This is a genomic window from Variovorax sp. J31P207, assembly GCF_030316965.1.
Classification (GTDB): domain Bacteria; phylum Pseudomonadota; class Gammaproteobacteria; order Burkholderiales; family Burkholderiaceae_C; genus Variovorax; species Variovorax ginsengisoli_B.
This window is the reverse complement of record NZ_JASZYN010000014.1, coordinates 18,161-43,252: the sequence shown is the minus strand read 5'-3', so window position 1 is coordinate 43,252 and position 25,092 is coordinate 18,161. Positions and strand designations below refer to the sequence as shown.

21 protein-coding genes are annotated in these 25,092 nt (G+C 69.6%); 17 read left to right on the top strand and 4 right to left on the bottom strand.

Annotated features, from left to right (window positions below; genetic code table 11):
• Positions 1-61: 61 nt before the first annotated feature.
• A complete protein-coding gene (locus QTI68_RS32465) occupies positions 62-421 on the top strand; it encodes a DUF1428 domain-containing protein (protein WP_286527607.1) in 360 nt (119 codons plus the stop codon).
• Here QTI68_RS32465 and QTI68_RS32460 read toward each other — a convergent pair.
• Positions 418-1,461, bottom strand: a complete 1,044-nt coding sequence (locus QTI68_RS32460; protein ID WP_286527603.1) for an aldo/keto reductase — start codon at positions 1,459-1,461, stop codon at positions 418-420. The two genes, QTI68_RS32465 and QTI68_RS32460, sit on opposite strands and share 4 nt — an antisense overlap.
• Positions 1,462-1,502: 41 nt before the next feature.
• On the bottom strand, positions 1,503-2,681 hold the full coding sequence (locus tag QTI68_RS32455; RefSeq protein WP_286527801.1) for an MFS transporter: 1,179 nt from the start codon (positions 2,679-2,681) through the stop codon (positions 1,503-1,505).
• A 79-nt stretch (positions 2,682-2,760) separates the two neighbouring features.
• On the opposite strand from QTI68_RS32455, the gene QTI68_RS32450 reads away from it, so the two are divergent.
• The 9 genes from QTI68_RS32450 (at position 2,761) to QTI68_RS32410 (ending at position 11,446) form a co-directional block, all read left to right on the top strand.
• Positions 2,761-3,714 carry a LysR substrate-binding domain-containing protein gene (locus QTI68_RS32450; RefSeq protein WP_286527600.1) on the top strand — a complete coding sequence of 318 codons (954 nt, stop codon included), beginning with the start codon at positions 2,761-2,763 and terminating at the stop codon, positions 3,712-3,714.
• Positions 3,715-3,838: 124 nt separating this feature from the next.
• Positions 3,839-4,603 carry a carbonic anhydrase gene (locus QTI68_RS32445; protein WP_286527597.1) on the top strand — a complete coding sequence of 255 codons (765 nt, stop codon included), beginning with the start codon at positions 3,839-3,841 and terminating at the stop codon, positions 4,601-4,603.
• A gap of 47 nt (positions 4,604-4,650) precedes the next feature.
• A complete protein-coding gene (locus QTI68_RS32440) occupies positions 4,651-5,274 on the top strand; it encodes a paraquat-inducible protein A (protein WP_286527595.1) in 624 nt (207 codons plus the stop codon).
• The gene (locus QTI68_RS32435; RefSeq protein WP_286527592.1) at positions 5,271-5,930 is read left to right on the top strand and encodes a paraquat-inducible protein A; all 660 of its coding nucleotides are present in this window, start codon (positions 5,271-5,273) and stop codon (positions 5,928-5,930) included. Before QTI68_RS32440 ends, QTI68_RS32435 begins: the two co-directional genes overlap by 4 nt.
• A complete protein-coding gene (locus tag QTI68_RS32430) occupies positions 5,927-7,561 on the top strand; it encodes a PqiB family protein (protein ID WP_286527589.1) in 1,635 nt (544 codons plus the stop codon). Before QTI68_RS32435 ends, QTI68_RS32430 begins: the two co-directional genes overlap by 4 nt.
• The gene (locus tag QTI68_RS32425; protein ID WP_286527588.1) at positions 7,558-8,190 is read left to right on the top strand and encodes a PqiC family protein; all 633 of its coding nucleotides are present in this window, start codon (positions 7,558-7,560) and stop codon (positions 8,188-8,190) included. The genes QTI68_RS32430 and QTI68_RS32425 overlap by 4 nt, the downstream gene beginning before the upstream one ends.
• Before the next feature lie 29 nt (positions 8,191-8,219).
• A complete protein-coding gene (locus QTI68_RS32420) occupies positions 8,220-8,762 on the top strand; it encodes a methylated-DNA--[protein]-cysteine S-methyltransferase (RefSeq protein ID WP_286527799.1) in 543 nt (180 codons plus the stop codon).
• A gap of 65 nt (positions 8,763-8,827) precedes the next feature.
• Positions 8,828-10,033: a multidrug effflux MFS transporter gene (locus QTI68_RS32415; RefSeq protein WP_286527587.1), complete on the top strand. Its 1,206-nt coding sequence runs from the start codon at positions 8,828-8,830 to the stop codon at positions 10,031-10,033.
• A 3-nt stretch (positions 10,034-10,036) separates the two neighbouring features.
• Entirely contained in the window at positions 10,037-11,446 is a 1,410-nt protein-coding gene (locus QTI68_RS32410) for an MFS transporter (protein ID WP_286527585.1), read from the top strand.
• 9 nt (positions 11,447-11,455) lie between these two features.
• On the opposite strand, the gene QTI68_RS32405 is transcribed toward QTI68_RS32410, so the two are convergent.
• Both QTI68_RS32405 and QTI68_RS32400 read right to left on the bottom strand, forming a co-directional pair.
• Positions 11,456-12,910, bottom strand: a complete 1,455-nt coding sequence (locus QTI68_RS32405) for an alpha/beta hydrolase (RefSeq protein ID WP_286527583.1) — start codon at positions 12,908-12,910, stop codon at positions 11,456-11,458.
• A 65-nt stretch (positions 12,911-12,975) separates the two neighbouring features.
• Complete coding sequence (locus tag QTI68_RS32400) at positions 12,976-14,400, bottom strand: aminotransferase-like domain-containing protein (protein WP_286527581.1); 1,425 nt, start codon at positions 14,398-14,400, stop codon at positions 12,976-12,978.
• A 45-nt stretch (positions 14,401-14,445) separates the two neighbouring features.
• On the opposite strand from QTI68_RS32400, the gene QTI68_RS32395 reads away from it, so the two are divergent.
• From QTI68_RS32395 to QTI68_RS32365, 7 genes are all read left to right on the top strand, one after another.
• The gene (locus QTI68_RS32395) at positions 14,446-16,050 is read left to right on the top strand and encodes an MFS transporter (protein WP_286527578.1); all 1,605 of its coding nucleotides are present in this window, start codon (positions 14,446-14,448) and stop codon (positions 16,048-16,050) included.
• Between the two features lie 76 nt (positions 16,051-16,126).
• Positions 16,127-18,652: a hypothetical protein gene (locus QTI68_RS32390; protein WP_286527577.1), complete on the top strand. Its 2,526-nt coding sequence runs from the start codon at positions 16,127-16,129 to the stop codon at positions 18,650-18,652.
• 18 nt (positions 18,653-18,670) lie between these two features.
• On the top strand, positions 18,671-20,548 hold the full coding sequence (locus QTI68_RS32385; protein ID WP_286527576.1) for a GMC family oxidoreductase: 1,878 nt from the start codon (positions 18,671-18,673) through the stop codon (positions 20,546-20,548).
• A gap of 61 nt (positions 20,549-20,609) precedes the next feature.
• Positions 20,610-21,041 carry a hypothetical protein gene (locus tag QTI68_RS32380; RefSeq protein ID WP_286527573.1) on the top strand — a complete coding sequence of 144 codons (432 nt, stop codon included), beginning with the start codon at positions 20,610-20,612 and terminating at the stop codon, positions 21,039-21,041.
• 6 nt (positions 21,042-21,047) lie between these two features.
• Positions 21,048-22,376: a hypothetical protein gene (locus QTI68_RS32375; RefSeq protein WP_286527572.1), complete on the top strand. Its 1,329-nt coding sequence runs from the start codon at positions 21,048-21,050 to the stop codon at positions 22,374-22,376.
• A complete protein-coding gene (locus QTI68_RS32370) occupies positions 22,373-23,869 on the top strand; it encodes a Dyp-type peroxidase (protein WP_286527570.1) in 1,497 nt (498 codons plus the stop codon). The genes QTI68_RS32375 and QTI68_RS32370 overlap by 4 nt, the downstream gene beginning before the upstream one ends.
• Positions 23,866-25,092: a catalase family protein gene (locus tag QTI68_RS32365; RefSeq protein WP_286527566.1), complete on the top strand. Its 1,227-nt coding sequence runs from the start codon at positions 23,866-23,868 to the stop codon at positions 25,090-25,092. Before QTI68_RS32370 ends, QTI68_RS32365 begins: the two co-directional genes overlap by 4 nt.

Below are 25,092 nucleotides of genomic sequence, written 5' to 3'. Positions count from 1 at the left end.
GAATGCATATACTGAACCGTACGGTTCTGTGTAAGTTCGATCCACACCCAGGAGACCTTCCATGGCCTATGTCGACGGCTACGTGCTTCCCCTCAAGAAGAACAAGATCGATGCCTATCGCCAGATGGCGGCGCTCGCCGGTTCGGTCTGGCGTGAGCATGGCGCGCTCGAGTACCGCGAGTGGATCGCCGAGGACGTGAAGGCCGGCGAGCACACCTCGTTTCCGCAGGCCGTGAAGCTCGAGGACGACGAGATCGTGGTGTTCTCGTGGATCGTCTTCGAGTCGCGCGACCACCGCGACGAAGTCAACGCCAAGGCCATGAGCGACCCGCGCCTGGCCGGCATGATGGACCCGAAGTCGATGCCCTTCGACGGCAAGCGGATGTTCTGGGGCGGCTTCGAGCCGCTGGTCGCGCTTTAGCGGTTGGGCTGCACGGCGACCGGACTGCGCTCCGCGAACTGGCCGTTCCAGTAGGGGTAGTACGGGTAGGGCGGCGTCGTGGCGCTGGCGGCATCCAGCCGTGCGATCTGGTCGGCCGTGAGCTCCCAGCCCAGCGCGCCGAGGTTCTGCCTGAGCTGGGTTTCGTTGCGCGCCCCGATCAGCACCGATGAGACGGTCGGCCGCCGCAGCAGCCAGTTGAGTGCGATCTGCGGCAGCGTCTTGCCGGTCTCCTCGGCCACCCGGTCCATCGCTTCGACCACGCTGAAGAGGCGCTCGTCGTCCACCGGCGGCGCGAAGCCGGCGGTGTCGTGCAGGCGGCTCGCCGCCGGCAAGGGCTGGCCGCGACGGATCTTGCCGGTCAGGCGGCCCCAGCCGAGCGGGCTCCAGACGATCGCACCGACGCCCTGGTCGAGCCCGAGCGGCATCAGTTCCCATTCGTAGTCGCGGCCGACCAGCGAGTAGTAGGCCTGGTTGGCGACATAGCGCGACAGCCCGAGCCGATCGGACGCCGCCAGCGATTTCATCAGCTGCCAGCCCGAGAAATTCGAAGCGCCGATGTAGCGGACTTTGCCCGCGCGGATCAGGTCGTCAAGGGTGCGCAGCACCTGCTCGACCGGCGTCATGGCGTCGAAGGCATGCAGTTGCAGCAGGTCGATGGTGTCGGTGCCCAGGCGCCGGAGCGCGGCATCGACGCCCTGGACCAGATGATGGCGCGAGGCGCCGACCTCGTTCGGTCCGTCGCCGGTGCGCAGCGCGAGCTTGGTCGACAGGATGACCTTGTCGCGCCGGCCCTGGATGGCCGCGCCGAGTATCGATTCGGAAGCGCCGCTGGAGTAGACGTCGGCGCTGTCGAACAGATTGACGCCGGCGTCGAGGCAGATGTCGACGATGCGGCGCGCCCCGGCGACATCGGTGTTGCCCCAGGCGCTGAACAACGGGCCTTCGCCGCCGAAAGTACCGGCCCCGAAGCCGAGGGCCGGGACCTTGAAGCCGGAGTGGCCGAGATAGCGGTATTCCATGGTGCGTCCTTGTGTGCGTGGGTGTGAAAGGGTGGGGCGGTTCAGGCGCAGGCGGTGGCGGCGGCCGCCGGAAGTCGTCGATCGAGCGCCCGGCTCCAGAGCGCGATCGCCAGCCCGGCCAGGGTCAGCAGCGCCGCCACCCAGCCCAGCGCCTGCAGGCCGGGCCCGCGCTCGATGACGACGCCGCCGGCCCAGGCACCCAGTGCGTTGCCGAGATTGAAGGCCGCGATGTTGAGGCTGGAGGCCAGGTTCTGTCCGGCGCCCGCCGCCTTGTCGAGCACCCGCAGTTGCAGTGGGGCGACAGTGGCGAAGGCGGCGATGCCCAGCAGCAGCACGAACACCACCGCGGTCCAGGGCCTGTGGACCAGCCACTGCATCGCGCCGAGCACCGCGGCCAGTGCCACCAGCGAACCCAGGAGGGACGGCATCGGCGCACGGTCGGCCAGCCGGCCACCCAGCAGGTTGCCGACGGCCAGTCCGCCGCCGAACAGCAGGAGGATCGGCGACACCGCCGCCTCCGACACGCCGGTGACGCGGGTCAGCAGCGGCTGGATGTAGGTGAAGACGGCGAACACGCCGGCAAAGCCCAGCACCGTGATCGCCAGCCCGAGCAGCACCTGCGGCCGGGCCAGGACGGCGAGTTCGTCGCGCAGCGCGGCCGGCGCGGCGTCGGCCCGGCCGCGCGGCACGAACAGCGCCAGCACCGTGAAGGCGGCGACCCCGATCAGCGCCACCGCCCAGAAGGTCGAGCGCCAGCCGAAATGCAGGCCGAGCCAGGCACCGGCCGGCACGCCGAGCAGCGTTGCCGCGGTGAGCCCGGTGAACATGACGGCAATCGCCGAGGCGCGCCGCTCCGGCGGGACCAGGCCGGTGGCCACCACCGAGCCGACGCCGAAGAAGGTGCCGTGCGCCAGCGAGGTGACGACCCGCGCAGCCATCAGCAACTCGTAGCTGCCGGCCATGGCGCAGGCGATATTGCCGAGCGTGAAGATGGCCATCAGCCCGAGCAGCACTGTCTTGCGCGGCAGGCGGCGGCTGGCGATGGTCAGCAGCGGCGCGCCGACCGCGACGCCGAGCGCGTAGCCCGAGATCAGCAGGCCGGCAGCCGCGATCGAGACCTGGAGATCGGCGGACACCTGCAGCAGCAGGCCCATGATGACGAATTCGGTGGTGCCTATTCCGAAGGCACCGGCGGTGAGGGCGAGGAGGGCGATGGGCATGATGGCCATGACTTTGCCGGTTCCGCGGCAGCATGAATAGAATGCCGCTTCGACATGCTCTTGTGAATCGAAGTCACAAATGCCCCGAACCGAGGTCAATCGTTCCGGCGAGATGGAAGCCTTCGTGCAGGTGGTCGATCGCGGCAGCTTCTCGGCCGGCGCCCGCGCCCTGGGCATGACCCCGTCCGCGGTCAGCAAGCTGATCGGGCGGCTCGAGGCGCGGCTCGGCACCCAGCTCGTGCACCGGTCCACGCGCAAGCTGCAGCTGACGGCCGAGGGCCAGCTTTTCTACGAGCGCAGCGTCCGCGTCCTGGCCGACATGGACGAGGCCGAGCGCTGCGCCTCAGCCGGCGCGGCACCGAGCGGCCGGGTCAGCATCAACGCCAGCGTTCCTTTCGGGCAGCAGGTGCTGATCCCGCTGGTGCCGCGCTTTCTCGAACTGCACCCACAGATCACGCTCAACATCGTGCTGACCGACCGCGTGGTCGACCTGATGGAGGAGCGCGCCGACGTGGCGATCCGCTGGGGCGCATTGCCGCCGTCCGATCTGGTGGCCCGGCGACTCGGTGCCACCGGCCAGGCGATCGTCGGCGCGCCCGCCTATCTCGCCCGATACGGCACGCCCTACACGCCGGAAGAGCTCGAAGCGCACAACCGGCTCGGCTTCACCTACCGGCGCAGCGTCCCCGACTGGCCGCTCTCGATCGACGGCAGGGTGGTCGACATCCCGGTCAACGGCAACGTCAGGGCCGGCGATGGCGAGGCGCTCCGCGCGCTGCTGCTGGCGGGCGTCGGCCTGGGCCGGTTGTCGCTCTACCAGGTGCAGGCCGACCTCGATGCCGGCCGGCTGGTGCCCGTGCTGGAGGACTTCAACCCGGGCGACACCGCGCCGATCCATGCCGTCTACCTGGGCAAGCCCGGGCGCTTGCCGGCACGGGTGCGGGCGCTGCTGGACTTTCTCTCGGCCCACGTCCTGGCCGATGGGCGGCCGCGCCTTGCGCCTGCGGCTTTCGGAAATTTCCATGGGCAATAGAGGAATCGTGGGCGTCTCGCCTTCGCGGACCGGGCGCGCGGCGGTCGGAAAATCGTCCGACGCCTCCCGGCGCCTGCGTTCCGCCCCCGGAATCGACAGCTCGTCCCTCTCCTCCAGGACACTCATGACTTCATTTCTTCGCCTTGCGATCGCGGGGCTTTTCGCCGTCGGTCTGTGCGCCGGTGCCTCCGCGCTCGAACACGCGCACTGGTCCTACGCCGGCAAGACCGGTCCTTCCGAGTGGGCCGCGCTGGCACCCGACAACGCGACCTGCAAGACCGGGCAGCAGCAGTCGCCGGTCGACCTGCCTGCGGCCAAGGCCAAGGCGCTGGCGCAACACGATGCCGGGATTCGCTACGGCAAGGCCGCGGGTCGGCTCGTCAACAACGGCCACACCCTCGAACTGGACCTGGAAGGCGCAGCGGACAACAAGGTCGTCTACCAGGGCGTCGAATATCGCCTGGCCCAATTCCATTTCCACACGCCCAGCGAACACCACCTCGACGGCCGTGCGTTCCCGATGGAGATGCACCTGGTCAACAAGAGCGCCGACGGCGCCATCACGGTGGTCGGCGTGATGATCAAGGCCGGCCGCAAGAACAAGGCGTTGGCGCCGGTCTTCGCCAAGCCGCCCAAGGCCGGCGACGCCGCCCACGACCTCGAGATCGATCTTGCCGCCGTGCTGCCGGCCGACCACAAGGCGCTGCTGTACACCGGCTCGCTGACCACCCCGCCGTGCACCGAGCGGGTGCACTGGGTGGTGCTGGAGCGCCCGATCGAGATGTCGCGGGCGCAGATCGATGCCTTCCGCCACTTGTTTCGGGACAATCATCGCCCGATCCAGCCGCTGAACGGCCGCGAGCCGGTGGAAGAGACCGCCGGCGAATAGGCTGCAGCAGCGGCTTTGCGCTTGCCTGACAATAGCTGCGCAAATCCATGAAAGAAGTCCCCGACGCCATCGTCTGCGAAGGCTGCGACGCGGTTTATCGCCGCGTGCGGCTGCGCCGGCGCGAGGTCTCGCATTGCCCGCGCTGCAGCACCGAACTCGACCGCCATCCAGGCGACCAGAGCGCCCGCGTGCTGCCGCTCACCGTCGCCTGCCTGATCCTGTTCGCCATCGCGAACCTGTTCCCGATCGTCGAGATCGAGCTGCAGGGTCTCAGCAACGAGACCACGCTGGCGGGCGCGGTGGTGGCGCTGAGCGTGGGTGGGATGTCGCCGGTGGCGCTGCTGGTGCTCGCGACCACCTTGCTGTTCCCGCTGCTCCAGCTGTGCATCCTCTTCTACCTGCTGGTGCCGATGCGCTACGAGCGGCGGCCGGCGGGTTTCGGGGTGCTCGTGAACGCCCTGGTGGCGTTGCGTCCCTGGGGCATGATCGAAGTGTTCCTGCTCGGCGTGCTGGTGGCGATCATCAAGCTGAGCAGCATGGCGCAGGTGATCGCCGGTCCGGCGCTCTGGGCCTTCGTGGGGCTCACGGTGCTGCTGACGGCGGTGCTGTCCTTCAACCCCCGGACCTTCTGGGAAATGGCTTTCGAGCCGCGGCCGGGTCAGGACGGATGAGCGACCCCGGCGTCGAGACCGCGGCCGCCCTGCGCCTCGTGGCCTGCCACCACTGCGGCACCACCTGGCAAGGTGCGCTCGACGGCGAAGCCTGCGACCGCTGCGGCACCCGGCTGCACGCGCGCAAGCCCGACAGCATCAACCGCACCTGGGCCTACCTGGTCGCCGCCGCGATCCTCTACCTGCCGGCCAACCTGCTGCCGGTGATGATCACCAAGAGCCTGCTGGGCACCCAGCAGGACACCATCCTGAGCGGCGTCATCTACTTCTGGGTCTCGGGCGCCTACGGCCTGGCGGCGCTGATCTTCGTTGCCAGCTTCCTGGTGCCGCTGTTCAAGCTGACCGCGCTGGTGCTGCTCACCATCACGGCGCAGCGGCGCAGCAGCTGGCGGCAGCTCGAACGGGCCAAGCTCTATCGCATCCTCGAGGTGATCGGGCGCTGGTCGATGCTCGACGTCTTCGTGGTGGCGCTGCTGGCCGGCCTGGTGCGCATCCAGGGCTTCGCCGAGATCACGGCCGGGGTCGGCATCGCCGCCTTCGGCGCGGTGGTGGTCCTCACCATGCTGGCGTCGCTGAGCTTCGATCCGCGCCTGACCTGGGACACCGGACCGGATGCCCAGGCGGAAGAAATGAAGATGGACAATGAACCGATATGAATGACGAATCCACCCGACCCGAGCCGCAGCCGCCCCGGGCTGCGCCGAAGGTCGTCAGGCGGCGCAACTGGCTGCCCTCCCTGATCTGGCTGATCCCGGTCGTGGCGGCCCTGGTCGGCATGACGCTGGTGGCGCGCATCCTCATGGACCGCGGACCCGAGGTCGTGCTGACCTTCAAGAGCGCCGAAGGCCTCGAGGCCAACAAGACCGTGGTCAGGTACAAGGACGTGCAGATCGGCACCGTCACGCACATCCGCCTGGCCACCGACCGTTCGCATGTCAGGGTGCTGGTGCAGCTCAAGAAGGAAGCCAGCGCATTCACGGCGCAGGACACCCGGTTCTGGGTGGTCCGCCCGCGGCTCGACACCTCGGGCATCTCCGGTCTGGGCACCTTGCTTTCGGGCGCCTACATCGGCGTCGATGCCGGCACCTCGGAAGAAACCTCGGGCGAGTTCACCGGGCTCGAGACGCCCCCCATCGTCACCCGCGACGACTCGGGGCGGCAGTTCCTGCTGCGGGCCCGCGACATCGGCTCGCTGGACATCGGCTCGCCTGTGTACTTCCGCCGAATCAAGGTGGGCCAGGTCGCGGCCTACGAGCTCGACGCCGACGGCCACGGCGTGACGCTGAGGGTCTTCATCAACACGCCCTACGAGAAGTTCGTCGGCGTCAACACGCGCTTCTGGCATGCCAGTGGTTTCGACATCGACCTGAACGCCAGCGGCCTGAAGGTTCGCACCCAGTCCCTGGTCACGGTGCTGATCGGCGGCATCGCCTTCCAGGCGCCCGACGACCAGACCGGGCCGGTGGCCGGGGAGAACACTGCCTTCGTGCTGGCCAGCGACGAGACCACTGCGATGAAGGAGCCTGACGGGCCTTCGCAGACCATGCTGCTGTACTTCAACCAGTCGCTGCGCGGCCTGTCGCCCGGCGCGCCGGTCGACTTCCGGGGCGTCGTGATCGGCGAGGTCAAGTCGATCGGGGTCGAGTTCGACCGGGGCGAGCGCGCCTTCCGGATGCCGGTGGTGATCCAGGTCTACCCGGATCGCATGCGGCGCCGTTCCGCCACCGATCCGGACGCTCGCATCTCGTCGTTCCAGCGCTGGCAACTGCTGGTCAGCAAGGGGATGCGGGCCCAGCTGCGCACCGGCAACCTGCTGACCGGCCAGGTCTACGTGGCGATGGATTTCTTCAACGATGCCAAGCCGGCGAAGCTCGAGCCCAACCAGGTCCCGCTCGAGCTGCCGACCCAGCCCAACCGGCTGGACGAGCTGCAGTCGCAGGTGGCCGACATCGCGCGCAAGCTCAACCAGGTGCCTTTCGAGGAGATCGGTGCCGATCTGCGCAAGAGCCTGGCCTCTCTCGACAAGACCCTCAACAGCACCGAGCAGCTCGCCAGGCGCCTGAACAACGACGTCACGCCCGAGATGGCGGCGGCCTTGAAGGACGTGCGCCAGACCCTGCGCTCGGCCGAGAAGACCATCGCCGACGATGCGCCGCTGCAGCAGGACCTGCGCCAGACCCTGCAGGAAGTCACGCGGGCGGCGGGGTCGCTGCGCGTGCTGACCGACTACCTGGAGCGCCACCCCGAATCCCTGATCCGCGGCAAGCCGGAGGACAAGCAGAAATGAAGACGACCCACTTCCGGCTCGCGGCCGCAGCCCTCGGTGCGGCCTGGCTCGTGGCCGCCTGCGGCAGCAGCGGCGGGCCGCAGTACTACAGCCTGGCCGACAGCGCGGCGCCGGCCCGGGCGCCGATGCCGACGGGCGGCGCGCCGGCCTACATCGAACTGACGCCGATCGCCATGCCGGAGCGCTTCGCCCGGCCGCAGCTGGTGGTGCGCAAGAAGGACGCGCCGGACAGCCCGGCGGTCGACATCCTCGAGCAGCACCGCTGGTCGTCCTCGTTCGAGAACGAGTTGCGCGACAGCCTGGGCAGCGGCATCGCGAGCCGGCTGGGCGCCGTCGACGTGACCAAGTCCGGCCGTTCGCGCGGCCAGCCGGCGACACGCATCGCGGTCCAGCTGGAGCAGTTCGACGCCATCGAGGGCAAGCGGGTCGATGCCAGCTTCACCTGGACGGTGCGCCGCACCGACGAGGGGCCAGCGACCGGCTGCCGGCTGTCGCTGTCGGAACCCGTGGGCGGCGGCTTCGACGCCCTGGCCCAGGGCGCCCAACGCCTCACGTCGCGGCTGGCCGATGCCATCGCGGCCAGCGTTCCCGCGCCGCAGGGCCAGCCCACGGCGAAGTGCGCGGCCTGACATAGAGACAGGGAGACAGGGCGGTGGCCATGGCCCCGAACGGCTTCGCACTCTTCGCCACGGCGATCGGCGCCTGCGGCATCGCCTGGGGGCCGGGCGGCATCGTCGGCGTGCAGTTGCCCGAGGGCGGGGAGGGCGCCACGCGTGCGCGCATGCGGCGGCGCTTTCCGAACTGGCCGGAGCAGGACGCGCCAGCCGACGTGGTGCCGGCGATCGAGGGCATCCGCGGCCTGCTGGCCGGCGAAGCGCTCGACCTCGCCGAGATCGTGCTCGATGTTGAAGGTGTCAGCGAATTCCATCGGCGCGTCTACGAGATCGCGCGCCGCATTCCGCCCGGGCGCACCCGCACCTACGGCGACATCGCGGCCGAGCTCGGCGACAAGGGTCTGGCGCGCGCGGTCGGGCAGGCGCTCGGCCTCAATCCCTTCGCACCGGTGGTGCCCTGCCACCGGGTGCTCGCCGCCGGCGGCCGTTGGGGCGGCTTCTCGGCCCACGGCGGTGCGGCGGCGAAGCTCCGGATGCTGGCCATCGAAGGTGCCAGGCCGGACAGCGAGAGCGGCGACTTGTTCTGAGGCCTAGCACAGGCCGGCGCGTCGCGCTGCCGACGGTCCATCGCCGCCTTGGCGACAATCGGGCGATGACTTCTTCGCGCTTCTTCAAGATCGCGCTCGTGCTCGGCCTGTTGTCGGCCATCGGCCCGTTCGCGATCGACATGTACCTGCCGGCGCTGCCCGAGATCGGCAGCAGCCTGCACGCCGGCATCGGGCCGGTGCAGATGAGCCTCACGGCCTTCTTCATCTCGCTCGGCGTCGGGCAACTGCTCTACGGACCGGTGTCCGACATGGTGGGGCGCAAGCCGCCGCTCTACTTCGGCCTGGGCTTGTTCGCGCTGGCCAGCATCGGCTGCGCGCTGGCCACCAGCATCGAGATGCTGATCGCGCTGCGCTTCGTCCAGGGCCTGGGCGCCGCGGCCGGCATGGCCATCCCGCGCGCCGTGGTGCGCGACCTGCACACCGGCACCGACGCGGCGCGGCTGATGTCGCTGCTGATGCTGGTCTTCAGCGTGTCGCCGATCCTGGCGCCGCTGGCCGGCAGCGCGGTGATCGCCTTCACCGGATGGCGCGGCGTGTTCTGGTCGGTGACCTTGGCGGCCGTGGTCGGACTGGCGACCATCGCGATGGTCCTGAAGGAGACCCGGCCGGCCGAGGAGCGGGTCGAGAGCAGCCTGGGCAGCGCGCTGGCCGCCTACGGCGTGCTGCTGCGCGACACCCACTACCTCGGGCTGGTCTTCATCGGTGCCTTCGCCATGGCGGGTTTCTTCACCTACCTGGCGAACTCGTCCTTCGTGATGATCGACCACTACGGCCTCTCGCCGGTGATGTACAGCGTGGCCTTCGGCGTCAACGCGGCCGCCTTCTTCGCCGCCGCGCAGCTCAACGGCCCGCTGTGCGAGCGCTTCGGGATCGAGCGGGTGGTGAAGACCGGCGTCGCGGCCTGCGGCGCGGTGATGCTGGCCATGTTCGCCTATTTCGCCGGCGGCGGCGACCGGCTGGCGGTGCTGATCGTGCTGTACTTCATCGCCAGCGGCCTGATGGGCCTGGTCATTCCGACCACCTCGGTGCTGGCCCTCGAGAAGCACGGCGCCATCGCCGGCACCGCGTCGGCGCTGCTCGGCACCTTGCAGATGCTGACCGGTGCGGTGGTGATGGCGGTGGTCGGGCTGTTCACCGACGGCCGGCCGCTGCCGATGGTGACCGGCATGGCGGGCGGTGCGCTGATCGCGGTCGCACTGACCTGGCTCACGCTCGATGGCCGGCGCCAGCCCGTCGGGCAGGCGGGCTGAGCGATGTCGTCCATCCCCGTCGACCAGACCGCTCACACCGCACGCGATGGCCTGCCGCAGCCGCAGCGCCGCCACGCGATGGTGGTGGTCATCCTCGGCATCGCGGTGGCGGTGCTCGATGGCACCATCGTCAACCTCGCGCTGCCCGGAATCGCGCGCGAGCTGCAGGCGGACCCGGCGCACGCGATCTGGGTGGTCAACGCCTACCAGATCGCCGCGCTTGTCATGCTGCTGCCGCTGGCCTCTTTGGGCGACCGGATCGGCTATCGCCGCGTGTACCTCACGGGCATGGCCCTGTTCGCGGCCGCGTCGCTGATCGCGACACTGTCCCATTCGCTCGGCATGCTGATCGCGGGTCGTGCGCTGCAGGGGCTCGGCGCGGCCGGCATCATGAGCGTCAACGCAGCGCTGGTGCGGCTGATCTACCCCAGGAAGCAGCTCGGGCGCGGCATGGCGATCAATTCGATGGTCGTGGCCACCGCCTCGGTCGCGGGCCCTTCGGTGGCGGCCGGTATCTTGTCGATCGCGTCCTGGCCCTGGCTGTTCGCGCTCAACGTGCCGCTGGGAGCGCTGGTGCTGGTGCTCGGGCTGCGTTCCTTGCCGTTCAACGAGGCCAAGGCATCGGGGGTGCGGTTCTCGCTGCTGGACGTGGCGCTCAACGTGGCGATGTTCGCGCTGGTCTTCGTCGGCGCCGACCGGCTGGGCGTGCGCGGCGAGGCCGGGCAGGGCGCCAGCCCGATGGCCTGGCTGCTGCTGCTGGCCGGCCTGGCGGTCGGCTTCGTCTACCTGCGGCGGCAGGCCGCGCAGGCGGTGCCGCTGTTCCCGGTCGACCTGCTGCGCATCCCGGTGTTCGCGCTCTCGATGGGCACCTCGGTCGGCGCTTTCTGCGCCCAGATGCTGTCCTTCATCGCGCTGCCGTTCCTGCTGCTCGACACCTATGGTCGCTCGCACTTCGAGGCCGGCCTGCTGATCACCGCCTGGCCGCTGGCGATCGTGGTGATGGCGCCGATCGCCGGCCGGCTCATCGGCCGCTATCCGGACGGACTGCTCGGCGGCATCGGGCTGGCCATGCTGGCCACCGGCCTGGCGCTGCTGGCAGCGCTGCCGGCCCAGCCGGGCAACGCCGACATCGTCTGGCGCATGGTCTTGTGCGGCGTCGGCTTCGGCCTGTTCCAGTCGCCCAACAACCACACCATCGTGACCACGCCGCCGCCCCAGCGCAGCGGCGCGGCGAGCGGCATGCTGGGCACCGCGCGGCTCACGGGCCAGACATTGGGGGCCGTGCTGCTGGCCGGCATCTTCAGCGTCTGGAGCCCGCACGACGGCAAGGGCCAGGTGATCGCATTGGGGCTGGCCGCCTGCTGCGCGGCGGTGGCCGCGGTCTGCAGCACCTTGCGCACGCGGGCCCGCTAGCGGACCGGCTCAGGGCGGCGGCAGGGTCTGCGCGATCCGCTCGGCCATGAAATCGTAGAACGGATTCGACGACAGCCGCGTGAGCGAATCCAGGCTGACGATCAGGCCGCCGCGTTCGCCACGCATCGCCAGGGCCCCGAGGTTGACGCCGAAATCGTCGCTGTCGTCGGGCCGCAGGCCGTACAGCGGGTCGGTGAGCGGAAACGGCAGCGCCAGGTGCGAGAGCGAAAACACCTCGAGCGGAAATTCGAGCCCGATCGGCCGCGTCTGGACCGTGGTGGCGCCGGCCTCCGTGACCTGCTCGACCACCTGCCGGCTGTGGACGTCGGCATTGGTGACGAGGGTCGTGCGGAAGCGCCGCGGCGCCGGCGGCAGCACCCGTTCGGGCCGCAGGTCGCTGCCGGAGCGCAGCAGCGGCCCGAACTTGATGCTGCGGTTGAGGTCGAACAGCACCAGTTCGCTGCCGTTCGCCGGCAGCCGCGCATAGAGGCCGGTGACGATCGCGCGGGTGCTCACCGTGAAGTCGATCAGCGACTGGAAGGTGAGGGTCGGCGGCATCTGGTCGAGCCGCCCGTCGCGCTCCTCGCGGGCCACGTGGGCCTGCAGGTCGCGCGTGAGCAGCGACGACTGGCGCGCCCCGTTGACCGGGAACGAGTTGTACTTGAAGGGGTTGAACTCCGGCACGATGCCGAGCCAGGCCGCCTTGGCGAAGGCCGGAAAGATCGCCGGCCAGCCGAACACGCCGGCGAAGCGCGACAGCTCGGTGATGCCGATCATCGGCGCGATCAGGATCAGGCGATCGGGCCGCGCCAGCTTCGGGTCGTCGATCGCATCGAGCGCGTACTTGGTCGCCAGTGCGCCGCCGTTCGAGAAGCCGACCACGTGCAGCGGCAGCGGCGCCGGCACGCGGCGGCGCGCTTCGCGCACCGCGAGCTCGGTCGCGGCCGACCAGTCTTCCCATTCCACGTGGGTGAGCCCGGCCGGCACGGTGCCGTGGCCCGGCATGCGGATCGCGACGACCGCGAAACCGCGGTCGCGGTACAAGGTGGCCACATGGCGCAGGCTGAAGGGGGAATCGGTCAGGCCGTGGAGCAGCACCACCACGCCCTTGGGCGGGCCTTGCGGATCGAGCGTGTAGGAGCGGTTCCAGTCCTGGCGGAAGTGACCCGGGTAGATCGGGCTGCCGTCGAAATAGCGGTTCGACGGCGTGCGCAGTTCCGGCGGCAGCTTGTCGGTGACTTCGCGCCGAACCTCGTCGAAGGCCGCGTTCTCGGCCGCCAGCCAGGCCGGCCAGTCGGCCTTGCGGATCTGCTCGCCCGACAGTTCGTGCGGCACGTGCGTGTGCCACGGCTCGAGCGGGGGGCCGCGCTGCACATCGTAGGTGCGCACGGCGAGCAGTGTGACGAAAACGATGCCCAGCAACAGCGCGGTGCGCTTCAGCATCCTGGCCAGCCAGGGTCCCATTCCGTTTCCTCTTGCGTTCTTGTTCGGGCAGGCGTTTCGCGGGAAACGTCCTGCCGCGCAATCTATCACGTGGCCCCGGGGCGCCGGCTCGCGATCCGTCCCAGTGTCGCGATCGCCTGCTCGGTGCGTTCGTCCCACGGGTGGCCGTAGTTGAGGCGCAGGCAGTTCGTGAAGCCGCGCTGGGCCGAGAAGATCGGCCCCGGCGCGACGCTGATGCCTTGGGCGAGCGCCTGCCGATGCACCTCCAGGGCATCGACGTGCCCCGGCATCTCGACCCACAGGAAATAGCCGCCCGCCGGCCGGGTGGCGCGGGTGCCGGGCGGGAAGTGCTCGGCGATGGCCTGCGCCAGCAGGGTCTGCTGCCCGGCCAGCGCGCGCCGCAGCTTGCGCAGGTGCTTGTCGAAGCCGCCCTTCTCGAGGTAGGTCGCCAGTCCGTTCTGGGTCGGCGCCGAGGCGCCCAGCGTGGTGGTGAGCTTGGCGCGGGCCACCGCCCGCGTGAAGCGTCCTGGCGCCGCCCAGCCGATGCGGTAGCCGGGCGCCAGGCACTTCGAGAACGACGAGCAGTGCATCACCAGGCCCTGCGTGTCGAAGGCCTTGGCCGGCAGCGGCCGCTTGTCGTCGAAATAGAGCTCGCCGTAGACATCGTCCTCGATCAGCGGCACCTGGTGGCGGGCCAGCAGCTCGACCAGCGCCTTCTTCTTCGCCTCGGGCATCAGGCTGCCGAGCGGGTTCTGGAAGTTGGTCATGAGCCAGCAGGCCTTGGGCCGATGGCGCTGGATCGCGCGCTCGAGCGCGTCGAGCGCCATGCCTTCGCGCGGATGCGTCGGCACCTCGATCGCCTCCAGGCCCAGCCGCTCGAGCGCCTGCAGCGCGGCATAGAAGGTCGGCGATTCGATCAGCACCGCATCGCCCGGCCGCGTGACGCTGGCGAGGCAGAGGTTCAGCGCCTCGAGGGCGCCGTTGGTGATGACGATCTCGTCGGTGTGGACCTGCACGCCATCGGCCAGGTAGCGCAGTGCGATCTGCCGCCGCAGCCGCGCGTTGCCGGGCGTCAGGTCGTCCACGGTGCTCCATGGATCGAGGTTCTGGACGCTGGAGGCCATGATGCGACCGAGGCGGGCGAGCGGAAACAGCAGCGGGCTCGGGAAGGCCGAGCCCAGCGGCACCACATCGCGCACCATGGTCGACTCGAGGATCTCGAACACATGCTCGCTGACATCGAGCGGCACGGCGTCGTCCTCGGGCTGCGAGGCGGCCTCGGGCTCGGGCGGCAGTTGCCGGGCGCCTTCGGCCACGTAGTAGCCGGAACGCTCGCGGGCCCGGATCAGGCCCTGGGCCTCGAGCAGGTAGTAGGCCTGGAACACGGTCGACGGGCTGACGCCGCGGCTGGCCCGCGCCTGGCGCACGGAGGGCAGGCGGTCGCCGGGGTGCAGCACCCCGGTGCGAATCGATTCGGCGATCTCGGCGGCCAGGGCCTGGTAGCGTGTCATGGAGCGGCGATTGTCCGGTACTGCGCGCGGCCTCATACTTTGGCGATGCCGCAGATCGGAAAGCCTCCCGGTGACGACAGCCTGATCCGGCACGGTTGCGAGGCCGCCGACTGCCCGCCGGCCTCGCGGCCCTGGGTACTCGCCGCGGCCATCGTCGGCTCGAGCATGGCCTTCATCGACGGCACGGTGGTCAACGTCGCGCTGCCGGCGATCCAGGCCGACCTGCATGCCAGCGCCTTCCAGGCCCAATGGGTGGTCGAGTCCTATGCCTTGTTCCTGGCCGCGCTGCTGCTGGTCGGCGGCGCGCTCGGCGATCACTTCGGACGCCGCAGGATCTTCGCGCTCGGGGTCGCGCTGTTCGCGCTGGCCTCGATGGCCTGCGCGCTGGCGGGCGACGTCTCGCAGCTGATCGCGGCGCGCGCGGTGCAGGGCATCGGCGGCGCCTTGCTGGTGCCCGGCAGCCTGGCGCTCATCAGCGCTTCCTTTCCCGAGAAGGAGCGCGGCCGGGCGATCGGCACCTGGTCCGGGTTCAGCGGCATCACGGCCGCCATCGGACCGGTGGTGGGCGGCTTCCTGGTCGACCACTATTCGTGGACCTGGGCCTTCCTGGTCAACCTGCCGATGGCGGCCGTGGTGCTGCTGATCGTCTGGCGCCACGTGCCCGAGAGCCGCGGCGGCGCGGCGGCCTCGGCGCGGCTCGATCCCTGGGGCGCGGCGCTGGCGACGGTGGCGCTCGGGGGCATCGTCTATGCATTCATCGAGGCGCCGACCCAGGGCTGGCGCGCGCCCTCGGTGCCGTTCGCGCTGCTGGCGGGCATCGCGGCCAGCGTGGCCTTCGTGATGGTCGAGCTGCGCGTGCGCTCGCCGATGCTGCCGCTCGGGCTGATGCGCGTCGGCAACTTCGGCGGCGCCAACCTGTTGACGCTGCTGCTCTATGCGGCGCTGGGCGGCGGGCTCTACTTCCTGCCGCTCAACCTGATCCAGGTCCAGGGCTACTCGGCCACCGTCGCCGGCGCGGCGCTGCTGCCTTTCATCCTGATCATGTTCGCGCTGTCGAGCTGGGCCGGGCAGCTGGTCGACCGCATCGGAGCGCGCCTGCCGCTGGTGGTGGGCCCCGCCGTCGCCGCCGCCGGCTTCGCGCTGTTCGCGCTGCCGGGCGTCGGCGCCGATTACTGGACCTCGTTCTTCCCGGCGGTGGTGGTGCTCGGCTTCGGCATGGCCGTGACCGTCGCGCCGCTCACCACCACCGTCATGAACGCGGTCGGGCCGGAGCTCGCGGGCCTCGCCTCGGGCGTCAACAACGCGGTCTCGCGCGCCGCCGCGGTGCTGGCGATCGCGGTCTTCGGCGTCGTCATGGCCTGGGCCTTCGACGCCAGCCTGGGGCAGGGCCTGCTCGACATCGGGGCCTCGCCCGAGGCGGCAGCCTTCGTGCGGGCGCAGCGCAGCCAGCTGGCCGGCGCCACGCTGCCGCCGGGTGCCGACCCGGCGGTGGCGGCGGCGCTGCGGCACACCATCAACGCGGCATTCGTCTCCGGCTTTCGCTGCGTCATGCTGCTGTGCGCCGGCCTTGCGCTGCTGAGCGCGGCGAGCGCGTGGCTGCTGATCGGCCGTGCCGAGGCCATCGATCGCCATACGTCGCATGGCCGATAGCCAATAGGGGAGGCCCCCTCCACACTGCGCACTCGATGGCCCGTTCACCCAAGGTCTGGCCGCAGGAGGAATGGCAATGAACCAGGGTTTCCACCGCGCCGCTCGATGGTGGCCGCTGATTGCGTGCGTGCTGCTGGCGGGCTGCTCGAAGGGCCCGCAGCCCGGCGAGGTGCAGGACGAAGCGAAGCTCGCGGGCCGCGACGCGGCATCGTTCCCGCATGCCGGCGAGGACTACTTCCACGACATGGACAACGGCATCGCGCTGTCGCCGGAAGAGATCAAGGGCCGCAACATGTGGCTGGTGTGGAGCGGCGGCAACGACCGCTTCTGGACCCGGATGAGCGACTACACCTTCGGCGCCTTCGACCTGCTGAAGGTGATCAGCTCGCACCCCAGCCTGGGCTATTCGCGGGCCAATCGCTGGCAGTACTTCGGCCTGGTCAACGAACCCTGCTTCAACAACGCCGCCGGGCCCGACAAGGCGCGCCGGGGCCTCTGGCTCGACGTCCGCAGCAAGGACTGCGCACCCGATCCGTTCGAGAACGAGAGCAAGTACCCGGGCGTCGCGATCGGCTCGCGCGGCAAGCCGCTGGGCGACGGCACGACGCAGCCGGTGGGCTCGTTCTACGGCTGGGGCACCGGCATCGCGGGACTGCGCCTGTTTCCGAATCCGGACTTCGACGAGAAGGCCGCCAAGGCCTGGGACGCCGAGAAGTACTACACCGACCCGAGCTACTACAACCGCAAGGACCTGGTGCGTCCCTACCGGGTCGGCATGTCCTGCGGCTTCTGCCACGTCGGACCGAGTCCGGTGAAGCCGCCGGCCGATCCGAACAACCCGAAGTTCGAGAACCTGAGTTCCTCGGTCGGGGCCCAGTACATGTGGGTCGACCGGCTCTTCATCTACAACGCCAACAAGCCCGAGGGCCGCACCAACTACATGTACCAGCTGGCCCACACCTACCGGCCGGGCGCGATGGACACCTCGCTGGTCTCGACCGATGGCATCAACAACCCGCGCACCATGAACGCGGTCTACGACTTCGCCTCGCGGCTCGAGATGGCCCGGCGCATCGGCCGCGAGAAGCTCGCCGGCGGCGAACTCGACAACAAGCAGTTCAACGACTTCATCGCCAGCGGGCCATTGACCGAGTTCTTCTCGAAGGCCGACTCGGTGGTCTACACGCCGCACGTGCTCAAGGACGGCGCCGACTCGGTCGGGCTGCTGGGCGCGCTGAACCGCGTGTACCTCAACATCGGCCTGTTCAGCGAAGAGTGGCTGCTGCACTTCAACCCGGTGGTCGGCGGCAAGACCATCACGCCGATCAAGATCGCCTCGGCGCAGAAGAATTCGAGCTACTGGCAGGCGACCGAGGCCGGGACGCCGAACACGGCGCTGTTCTTCCTGAAGGCCGCGCAGCCCGACCATCTGAAGGACGCCCCCGGCGGCGACAAGTACCTGAACGCCGACGCCGCCACGCTGGAACGCGGCAAGCTGGCTTTTGCCGACACCTGCGCGCGCTGCCATTCGAGCAAGGCACCACCGCTGCCGGCGTCGCTCGAACTCTCGCCACAACGGTGTGCGGGGCCGGGCTACGTCGACTGCTTCAAGCGCTACTGGGGCTGGACCCAGACCGAGGACTACAAGGTGCAGATGCGCAAGATCGTGCAGGCGCCTGACTTCCTGCAGAAAAACTATCTGTCGACCGAGGCGCGGATCCCCGTCACCTTGCTGCGCACCAATGCCTGCAGCCCGCTGGCGACCAACGCGCTGGCGGACAACATCTGGGACAACTTCTCGTCGCAGACCTACAAGAGCCTGCCCTCGGTCGGCACCGTGACGCTCGCCGATCCCTTCACCGGCGCCCCCAAACCCTACGCGATGCCGGCGGGCGGGCGGGGCTACACGCGGGTGCCGTCGCTGATCAGCGTCTGGTCGACCGCGCCTTTCCTGCTCAACAACACGGTCGGCGAGGCCAACGGAGATCCTTCGGTCGAGGGTCGCATGAAGGTCTTCGACCAGGCGATCGAGCAGATGCTGTGGCCCGAGAAGCGCAAGGCCGACGCCGTGCTCGGCGCCAAGGTCGGCGGCACCATCGACCGCACCACCGAGCGCAGCGTCGTCACCATCCCGACCGGCTACGCCCCCGAGGCGCTGCAGCCGCTGCAGGGCGTGCTGCACCGCTGGCTGCCGTGGCTGGTTCAGCAGGATGGCGACATCGTTTTGGGCCCGATCCCGGGCGGCGTGCCGGTCAACCTGCTGTCCAACCTCAAGCTTCGCGCCGAGAGCGACGATCTCGGCGACAAGGCCCAGCACGTGAAGGACGCGGGCGCACTGCTGGTCAAGCTCAAGCTGGCGCTCGCCAGCGCGCCGGCCGGCGCCTCCGACGAGGAACTGCGTCAGCACTTCGCCAACCTGGCCGAGCCGATGCTCGAGCTCAGCAAGTGCCGCGACTTCGTGGTCAACCGCGGCCACTACTTCGGCACGGCGGAGTTCAACCGGCAGGACGGCCTGAGCGCCGACGAGAAGGCCTTCGGCCGCGAGCCCGAGCTGAGCGACGAGGACAAGCGGGCGCTGGTCTCGTTCCTGAAGACCTTCTGAGCGCAGCGAACGCCACGCATGCAGGGCGCCGACGCGACGACGAGCGACTGGGACTACGTGATCGTCGGTGCGGGCGCGGGCGGCGGCCCGCTGGCGGCCCGGCTCGCCGAACACGGCATGCGGGTCCTGCTGCTCGATGCCGGCGGCGATCCGCGCAGCGGCGATGCCCGCCTGCCCGACGACTACGACGTCCCGGCCTTCCATGCCTTCGCCTGCGAGAACCCGGCGCTGCGCTGGGACTTCCGCATCCGCCACTATGCCGGCGAGGCGCAGCAGGCCAAGGACTGGAAGTACCAGGCGGGGCAGGGCGTGCTCTACCCGCGCGCCGCCGGCCTAGGCGGCTGCAGTGCGCACAACGCGATGATCTTCATGCCGCCGCACGCCTCGGACTGGGACCGGATCGCGCGGCTGACCGGAGACCCTTCATGGCGCGCGGTGCGCATGCGCCGCTATGCGCAGCGCGTGGAAGATTGCCGTCACCGGCCAGTCTGGCGTGCGCTCAGGCACCTCGGGCTCGATCCGACCGGTCATGGATGGGGCGGCTGGCTGCAGACCGAGAAGTCGATCCCGCTGTCGGTGCTCGGCGACCAGGGCCTGCTGCGGGTGCTGCGCGAGACCGCGCACAGCTTCACCCACGACCTGCCGACGCCACTGCTCAGCACGCTGCGCTGGCTGGGTGGCGGCCTCGGCGATCCGAACGCGAGGCGCTGGCGGTCCGGCAGCTTCGAGGGCCTCTGCTACACGCCGCTCGCGACGGCCGGCCACCGCCGCAGCGGCGTGCGCGAACGCCTGCTGGCGGTGGCAGCGCGCCATCCCGATCGGCTGCACATCGAACTCGATGCGCTGGCAACCCGGGTGCTCTTCGATGCCGAGGGCGGCGCCGTCGGCGTCGCCTACATCAAGGGCGCACGGCTCTACCGCGCCCATGCGGCGCCGAGCGAGCAAGCTGGCGAGGCGCGCGAGGCGAGGGCGCGGCGCGAGGTGATCCTCTGCGGCGGCGCCTTCAACACGCCGCAGCTGCTGATGCTGTCGGGGATCGGCCCGGCCACCGAGTTGGCGGCGCACGGCATCCCCCTGCGGGTCGAGCTGCCCGGCGTCGGGCGCAACCTGCAGGACCGCTACGAGGTCGCGGTCACGCACCGGATGCAGGTGCCGTGGAAGGCGCTCGAGGGCGCGCACTTCGAGCGCGACGATGCGCTGTGGCGCCGATGGCAGAAAGACCGCGGCGGCATGTACGCGTCCAACGGCGCCGCGCTCGGCGTGGTCCAGCGCTCGCATGGCGCGGCGGGACCGGACCAGGAGCCGGACCTCTTCTGCATGGCGCTGCTGGCGCGCTTCGAAGGCTATTTCAGCGGCTTCTCGCACTGGATCCGCGACCATCCCGACCAGCTGACCTGGGCCGTGCTCAAGGGCCACACGCGCAATCGCGCCGGCACCGTGCAACTGCGTTCGGCCGATCCGCGCGACATGCCGCTGGTGAACTTTCACTACTTCGAGGAAGGCGACGATGCCGCGGGCGTCGACCTGAAGGCGGTGGTCGAGGCGATCCGCTTCGTGCGGCGCATGACGGCGCCGCTGAGGGAGAAGGGATGGATCGCCGAGGAAGTGGCGCCCGGCACTGCGGTCGACAGCGACGCGGCACTGGCCGACTATGTGCGGCAGACCGCCTGGGGGCACCATGCCTCGTGCTCGTGCGCGATCGGTGCCGTGGACGCGGGCGGCGTGCTCGACAGCGCGTTCGCCGTGCATGGCGTGAAGCGGCTGCGCGTGGTCGACGCCTCGGTGTTCCCGCAGATCCCGGGCTTCTTCATCGCCGCGGCGATCTACATGATCGCGGAGAAGGCGGCCGATGTCTTGCTCGAGGAGGCGCGTCGAACACCTCTTTCGGCAAGTTGACGAAGCCCATCGAAGGGCTGACACTTTCTGAACGGCGGGGCTTCCCCGGAGGAGAGAGCAGATGGCTTATGACGTCCAACAGTTGCTCGACATGTCGCAGCAGCAACTCGACGAACTGTTCCGCGCCAGCCCGCCCGGCGAGATCCCGAACGGCGAGGCCGCCGGCACGGCGATCATCGCGCCCGGCACTCACTACACCCAGTCGATCGCGCAGATCATCAACTTCTTCGGCTGGCAGGGGAAGGTGTTCGACGCCGCGAACGGCGTGCTCAAGAACAAGGTCAGCGTCCTCGGCGTGCAGGCCATCGTCGCCAAGGTCTACCTGGGCAGCAGCTGGCTCGACAACAAGCCGTGCATCGTGCTCGACTACTCCCAGACCTCCTTCGTGGCCCAGTGGATCCGCGACGAGATCCGGCTCATCTCCCCGAACTTCTACCTCGGCAAGGTCTATTGGGGCAAGGATCGGTTGATCGACTTCTGCCTCCAGTTCTGAGATGCGGTGACACCCCAATCGCATTTCATGGTGGTCGCGGCCGTCGCGGGCGGCCGGGAGGCCGGCCTCCGCAAGCTCTTGGACACCATGAACCTGAAGCCCGGCATGGCCGACCCGGACAATGCGCTGCTACCCTTCGGCCGCTTCGATCGACTCCACTACGCGCGTTTCGCGCTCCTCACCGACACCACGCTCGGCGATCTCGAGGCCTTCGAACTGCCGCGGCCTCGCGTGCCGCTCTACCTGAGCTTTCTGGGCGAATGCGACGGGCCTGCCAACGACCAGCTGGCCGAGTTCGCGCAGGTCGCGGGCGATGGCCTGCGCAGCATCTTCGCGCACTGCGAAGGCTTCGATGTCGACGGCAATCTGTTCGCGTGGCTCAAGGCGCGGTCGCTGCCGGTGGCCGCGGGCTACGTCAACCGCATCGGCCGCACCGTGCGGCAGGTGCGCGAAGACAGCGCGCTGCAGCGCGCGCTGGCCTCGCAGGTGCCGCGCGACATCGCTGCCGAAGCCGAGGACCCGCAGGCGCTGCGCCATCGCCTGCTGGCCTTCGTGCAGGCCGAGCAGCTCGAGGGGCGGCTGCTGCTGACCTCGGCCGAACGCACGCCCACCGGCTGGTGGCTGCGCAACCTGCTGCATGCCATTGCACCGTTCGCGGTCCTGCTGGTGCTCGTGCTGCTGGTGTGCAGGCTGCCGCTGCTGCTGCCCTTGCTGGTCCTGCTGGCGGTTTGGCTGGTCTGGCAGCTGCGCCGCCGCGAGAAGAGCGACCCCGAGTTCTGTCCGCGCCCGGACCGCGAGGCGGTGCAGGAGATGCAGCGCCTCGAAGACCACGACCTCACCAACAGCTTCACCGCCCTCGGTCCCGTCAAGCCGGGGCTGTTCCGGCGCTGGCTCACGCAGCTGATCCTCTACGCCATCGACTATGCCTGCCGCCATGTCTTCGGCCGCGGCCACCTGGCGCGGGTGCAGACCATTCACTTCGCACGCTGGGTGTTCCTCGACGGCAAGACCCGGGTGCTGTTCGCGAGCAACTACGACGGCAGCCACGAAAGCTACATGGACGATTTCATCAACAAGGCGGCCTGGGGCCTGAACCTGATCTTCAGTAACGGCTTCGGCTGGCCGCGCACCGACTGGCTGCTGAAGGGCGGGGCGCGGCACGAGCTGCGCTTCAAGTACTACCAGCGCCGGCATCAACTGCCGACCCAGGTCTGGTACAAGGCCTATCCCGGCCTGACCTTGACCGACCTGGAGCGCAACCGGCGCATCCGCGAGGGCTTCGAGATGCACCAGGTGACGGACGCCCAGGCGCTCGAATGGCTGAGGCTGCTATGAGCGTTCCGGCAGTCGAGTACGACGACATCCAGGGCCTGGTGCGCTTCGGGTACAGGCGCTTGACCCAGGCCTGCTTCCTGTTGTTGCGCGTGACCGATGCGCAGGCCGCACGCGACTGGCTCGCACGCGCACCCGTCAGCAGCGCCATGACGCAGGAGCCGCCGCCGACGACCGCCCTCCAGGTGGCTTTCACCTGCGCCGGGCTGCAGGCGCTCGGCGTGCGCCCGGACGTCGTCGAGGGCTTCTCGCACGAGTTCATCGTCGGCATGGCGAGCGACGCCAGCCGCGCGCGACGGCTCGGCGACCTCGGCGCCAACGATCCGGGCGGCTGGCAATGGGGCGGCTCGCCGGAACGGCTGCCGCACGTGCTGTTGATGCTCTATGCGGCGCCGGGCGGCCTCGACGACTGGCAGCGCAGCGTGCTGGCGGAGTGCGAGCAGGGCTTCGAGCAGCTGGGGTACCTCGACACCGCCGACATGGACGGCGTCGAGCCCTTCGGGTTTGCGGACGGCATCTCGGAACCTTCGATCGACTGGCTGCGCGAACGCCCGGCACGCGACGAGGAGGTCGGCCGCTACAGCAACCTGTCGTGCCTCGGCGAGTACCTGCTGGGCTATCCGAACGAGTACGGCGCCTACACCGACCGGCCGCTGCTCGATGCCGACCGCGATCCCGAAGCGCTGCTGCCGCGCGCCGAAGACGCGCCCGACAAGGTCGACCTGGGCCGCAACGGCAGCTACCTGGTGCTGCGTCAGCTGGAGCAGGATGTCGCCGGCTTCTGGCGCTTCATGGATGCGCAGGTCGGAGGCGACCCGGCGCTGCGCAAGCAGCTGGCCGAGGAGATGGTCGGCCGCACGATGGAAGGCGAGCCATTGGTCGGACGCACGGAAGAACGCATCCCGGGCGAGGAGGATCCGCGCAACAGCTTCACCTATGGCGGCGACGGCGAAGGCCTGCGCTGTCCGATCGGCGCCCACATCCGGCGAAGCAATCCGCGCAACGCCGACCTGCCGCCGGGCAGCCCGGGTTTCTATTCGTGGGCCAGCCGGACGCTGGGCTTCGATGCCACGGCCCTGGCGGCCGACAAGGTCTCCTCGACCCGCTTCCACCGGCTGCTGCGGCGCGGCCGCGAATACGGCAGCGCGGTCTCGATCGCGCAGGCCCTGTCGCCGGCGCCGGCGAATCCGGGCGACGCCACCGGCCTGCACTTCATCTGCCTGGGCGCCAACATCGCGCGTCAGTTCGAGTTCGTGCAGTCGGCCTGGCTCGCGGGCCTGCGCTTCGATGGCCTGCCTGGCGACAGCGACCCGCTGACCGGCAACCACCTGCCGCGCGACGACGGCACGCCGACCGACGGCTTCGCGATGCCGCTCGACTCCGGCCCGGATCGCCGCGTCTGCGGGCTGCCGCAGTTCGTGACGGTGCGCGGCGGGGCCTATTTCTTCCTGCCCGGCCTGCGGGCCTTGCGCTACCTGTCGAAGGTGCAGCCATGAACTCGAATGCCAGCCGTCCGACGCCGCGGGCCAACACCGGCTCGGCCTGGCGCAATTTCGTCAGCGACTCGGGCATGGCGCTGATCCGGCTGGAGCGCCGCTTCGATCCGCTGCTGCGGCCGGCCTTCGACGCCTTCCTGCGCGATCCGCTGGCGCGCTTCACGACCGCGCTGATCAACCGGCGGCGCACCGACGAGGGCCTGGCGATCGCCGAGGAGCGGCTGCTGCCCGACGAGGAGAGCTTCACGGACTCGATCGTCAAGAGCTTCACGCGCCAGATGACCAACCTCTGGAAGCCCGGTGGCTTCGAGCGCGGCGGCAACACCAAGACGCAAGGGCTCGTGCGCGGCGAGTTCAGGGTGCACGACGACATCCCCCCGCACATGAAGCGCGGCATCTATGCCGAGCCGCGAAGCTTCCGCTGCTGGGTGCGCTTCTCGGGGCCCGGCCCCTACGTCACGCCGGACATCGACGATGTGGGCTTCATGAGCATCAGCATCAAGCTCATGGGCGTGCCGGGGCCGAAGCTGATGGACGAAGAACAGCACACGCTCGACATGTTCGCGGTCTCGACCCCGACCTTCGTCACGCCCGACGCAAAGTGCAACGCGGCGCTGCAGCGCGAGAGCGTGAAGAACGCGCAGATCTTCTACTTCGTGAACCTGCACGACCCGCATGTGCTCGACCTCGTCATGCAGTCGCTCTTCATCAAGACCCAGAGCAGCCCGTTCGAGGCGCCGTATTTCAGCTGCGTGCCCTACCTGATGGGCGAAGGCCAGGCGATGCAATACTCGGTCTGGCCGAAGACCCAGCAGCGCACGCCGATCCCGCGGCTGCCGCTGCGTCCGCCCGACGACTACCTGCGCCAGGCGATGGTGTCGGCGCTGGCCAACGACGATGTCGAGCTCGACTTCCGGGTCCAGATGCAGACCGATCCGCACCTCATGCCGATCGAGAATGCCGGCGTGCTGTGGCCCGAGAGGCTGTCGCCGCGCGTCAGCGTGGCGACGCTGCGGCTGCCGCGCCAGACCTTCGATTCGCCGGCGCAGATGGAATTTGCGAAGCGGCTCTCGTACAACCCGTGGCACACGATCGCAGAGCACCGGCCGCTCGGCAACCAGAGCCGCGCGCGCCGGCGGATGTACTGGGAGCTGGCCAAGCTGAGGCACACGATGAACGCGGTGCCGCACTACGAGCCGACGGGGGACGAGGTGTTCGAGTAG

Excerpts from the sequence above, each read along its gene's own strand:
- QTI68_RS32420 (WP_286527799.1), top strand. The coding sequence starts at position 8,220 with ATGGCCCCGAACGGCTTCGCACTCTTCGCCACGGCGATCGGCGCCTGC.
- QTI68_RS32380 (WP_286527573.1), top strand. The coding sequence starts at position 20,610 with ATGGCTTATGACGTCCAACAGTTGCTCGACATGTCGCAGCAGCAACTC.
- QTI68_RS32440 (WP_286527595.1), top strand. The coding sequence starts at position 4,651 with ATGAAAGAAGTCCCCGACGCCATCGTCTGCGAAGGCTGCGACGCGGTT.
- QTI68_RS32370 (WP_286527570.1), top strand. The coding sequence starts at position 22,373 with ATGAGCGTTCCGGCAGTCGAGTACGACGACATCCAGGGCCTGGTGCGC.
- QTI68_RS32445 (WP_286527597.1), top strand. The coding sequence starts at position 3,839 with ATGACTTCATTTCTTCGCCTTGCGATCGCGGGGCTTTTCGCCGTCGGT.
- QTI68_RS32430 (WP_286527589.1), top strand. The coding sequence starts at position 5,927 with ATGAATGACGAATCCACCCGACCCGAGCCGCAGCCGCCCCGGGCTGCG.
- QTI68_RS32460 (WP_286527603.1), bottom strand. The coding sequence starts at position 1,461 with ATGGAATACCGCTATCTCGGCCACTCCGGCTTCAAGGTCCCGGCCCTC.
- QTI68_RS32365 (WP_286527566.1), top strand. The coding sequence starts at position 23,866 with ATGAACTCGAATGCCAGCCGTCCGACGCCGCGGGCCAACACCGGCTCG.
- QTI68_RS32455 (WP_286527801.1), bottom strand. The coding sequence starts at position 2,681 with ATGCCCATCGCCCTCCTCGCCCTCACCGCCGGTGCCTTCGGAATAGGC.
- QTI68_RS32435 (WP_286527592.1), top strand. The coding sequence starts at position 5,271 with ATGAGCGACCCCGGCGTCGAGACCGCGGCCGCCCTGCGCCTCGTGGCC.
- QTI68_RS32405 (WP_286527583.1), bottom strand. The coding sequence starts at position 12,910 with ATGGGACCCTGGCTGGCCAGGATGCTGAAGCGCACCGCGCTGTTGCTG.
- QTI68_RS32415 (WP_286527587.1), top strand. The coding sequence starts at position 8,828 with ATGACTTCTTCGCGCTTCTTCAAGATCGCGCTCGTGCTCGGCCTGTTG.
- QTI68_RS32465 (WP_286527607.1), top strand. The coding sequence starts at position 62 with ATGGCCTATGTCGACGGCTACGTGCTTCCCCTCAAGAAGAACAAGATC.
- QTI68_RS32425 (WP_286527588.1), top strand. The coding sequence starts at position 7,558 with ATGAAGACGACCCACTTCCGGCTCGCGGCCGCAGCCCTCGGTGCGGCC.
- QTI68_RS32410 (WP_286527585.1), top strand. The coding sequence starts at position 10,037 with ATGTCGTCCATCCCCGTCGACCAGACCGCTCACACCGCACGCGATGGC.
- QTI68_RS32390 (WP_286527577.1), top strand. The coding sequence starts at position 16,127 with ATGAACCAGGGTTTCCACCGCGCCGCTCGATGGTGGCCGCTGATTGCG.
- QTI68_RS32395 (WP_286527578.1), top strand. The coding sequence starts at position 14,446 with ATGCCGCAGATCGGAAAGCCTCCCGGTGACGACAGCCTGATCCGGCAC.
- QTI68_RS32385 (WP_286527576.1), top strand. The coding sequence starts at position 18,671 with ATGCAGGGCGCCGACGCGACGACGAGCGACTGGGACTACGTGATCGTC.
- QTI68_RS32400 (WP_286527581.1), bottom strand. The coding sequence starts at position 14,400 with ATGACACGCTACCAGGCCCTGGCCGCCGAGATCGCCGAATCGATTCGC.
- QTI68_RS32450 (WP_286527600.1), top strand. The coding sequence starts at position 2,761 with ATGCCCCGAACCGAGGTCAATCGTTCCGGCGAGATGGAAGCCTTCGTG.